Source organism: Slackia sp. (genome assembly GCF_977041755.1).
On sequence record NZ_CDRRGL010000223.1, the window covers coordinates 1 to 1,847 of the forward strand.

General features: G+C 60.3%; 3 protein-coding genes. All 3 read left to right on the top strand.

Annotated features, from left to right (window positions below; translation table 11 throughout):
• Positions 1-635 (top strand): DALR domain-containing protein (locus ACWI8T_RS09865; RefSeq protein WP_449138810.1); only part of this gene is annotated, 635 nt, incomplete at its 5' end.
• A 212-nt stretch (positions 636-847) separates the two neighbouring features.
• Positions 848-1,615 carry a 23S rRNA (guanosine(2251)-2'-O)-methyltransferase RlmB gene (rlmB, locus tag ACWI8T_RS09870; protein ID WP_281668743.1) on the top strand — a complete coding sequence of 256 codons (768 nt, stop codon included), beginning with the start codon at positions 848-850 and terminating at the stop codon, positions 1,613-1,615.
• A gap of 17 nt (positions 1,616-1,632) precedes the next feature.
• Positions 1,633-1,847: NYN domain-containing protein (locus ACWI8T_RS09875; RefSeq protein WP_449138811.1), on the top strand; the 215-nt coding region annotated here is incomplete at its 3' end.

The window sequence follows — 1,847 nt, forward strand, 5'->3', positions numbered from 1 at the left end:
AAGTGCTCGAGAAACATTCGGCGGCAGCACTTCGCCTGCTCATGCTGCAAACGCACTATCGCAGCCCGCTCGATTTCAGCTTCGAGCGCCTGGAAGGCGCGGAAAGCTCGCTGGCTCGTATTGCGGGCACGGCTCAGAACCTGCGTTGGGCTGCGGCCCACGCGACGGGCGAGCCCGATGCCGCATTGGCTCAAAAACTCGCCGACGCTGTTGCGGCTGCCGATGTCGAGTTCAAGGCCTGCATGGATGACGACTTCAACACCGCAGGTGCCCTGGGCGCATTCTTCGGCTTCATCACCGAAGCGAACTCGTACCTCGATGCCGCCGACGGTGCGGTTAATGCTGAGGTGGTAGTTGCGGCTGCCGAGTTCATCGAGCGTTCTATGGACGTTTTAGGTATCGAACTCCCCGAGCAGGAGGCGGAGCTGCCTGTCGAAATCATTGCGCTTGCTGCTGAGCGCGCTGGTTACGCCGGCGACGACACGGCCGAGGCTGCTGAAGCCCTTATTGCCGCTCGTGCTGAAGCGCGCGCCGCGAAAGACTGGGCCGTGGCCGATGCCATTCGTGATGCTTTGGGCGAGCTTGGCCTGGTGGTGGAAGACACCGCCGCCGGCGCTCGCGTCAAGGCGAAATAACCAAGGGTTGGGTCGCTTCGTCGTTTTCGCTCCGGCGGTGCGGCCCTGTTTGTGACCGTCTGCGTTCATATGGGCATTTCTTCTCAATATGAAATGCGGCCAGGCGGGCGCATAGTGAGCGAAGCGAACGGTAGCCCGGCGTGGTCATGGACAGGACCGCACCGCCGGAGCGAAAACGACTGAGTGCTTAATGCACATGAAAAGGAGCCCACGTGGCAGACTATATTGAAGGAAAACGCCCGGTCATTGAGGCGTTGCGCGCGCAAATGCCGCTCATTTCCGTGCTTATGGCCGACAACGTTCAGCAAGATAGCCAAATCAAAGACATTTTGCGCAAGGCAAAGCAGTACGACGTGCCCGTGAAAACCGTGCCTCGCAAGGTGCTCGACGAACGCAGCGAGCGCGGCAGCCATCAGGGCGTTATGGCGCATGCGAAGCCGTACCAGTACTCCAGCGTCACCGACATTCTGAAAATTGCCGAGCGTGATGCCGAAAAGAACAACGGCGCCGCGCTCGTGGTGCTGCTCGATCACATTACCGATGCGGGCAACCTTGGCGCCATCGCGCGTTCGGTTGACGTGATTGGCGCGAGCGGCCTCATTATTCCGGGCAAGCGCTCGGCAAGCGTGACTGCGGCTACCTATAAAAGCTCGGCGGGCGCCATTAACCATGTGCGCTGCGCCCAGGCGACCAACCTTGCTTCGGCGATTGACCGCCTGAAGAAGGCGGGTTTCTGGGTTGCTGGCGCGAGCGAGAAAGCTCAGCATACGGTATGGGAAGCCCCGCTCTATGGCAAAATCGCGCTTGTAATGGGCAATGAGGCCGAAGGCCTTGCCCGTCTCACGCTCGAGAAGTGCGACTTCCTGGTGAAGCTGCCGCAGGCGGGCCATGTTGGTTCCCTCAACGTTGCCCAGGCGTGCACGGCGGTCATGTATGAGTGGATGCGCCAGACCACCGTTCGCGCCGCCGAAGGCGAATAGCGGGGCGCCTGTTCGCAATGGCAAAGCAACGCAGGAAATTATTGCTCGTCGATGGCTATAACGTGCTGCGCAGCGGTTCGCGTTATCGCGACATGCGCAATCCCGGCCCGAACCCCGATTACGATACCGATTCGTTCAATCGCGCTCGCGAAGCGCTCATTGACGATGTGGTGATGTACGCTGGCCGCGACTTCGAAGCGATTATCGTGTTCGATGGGGCTGACAACGAATA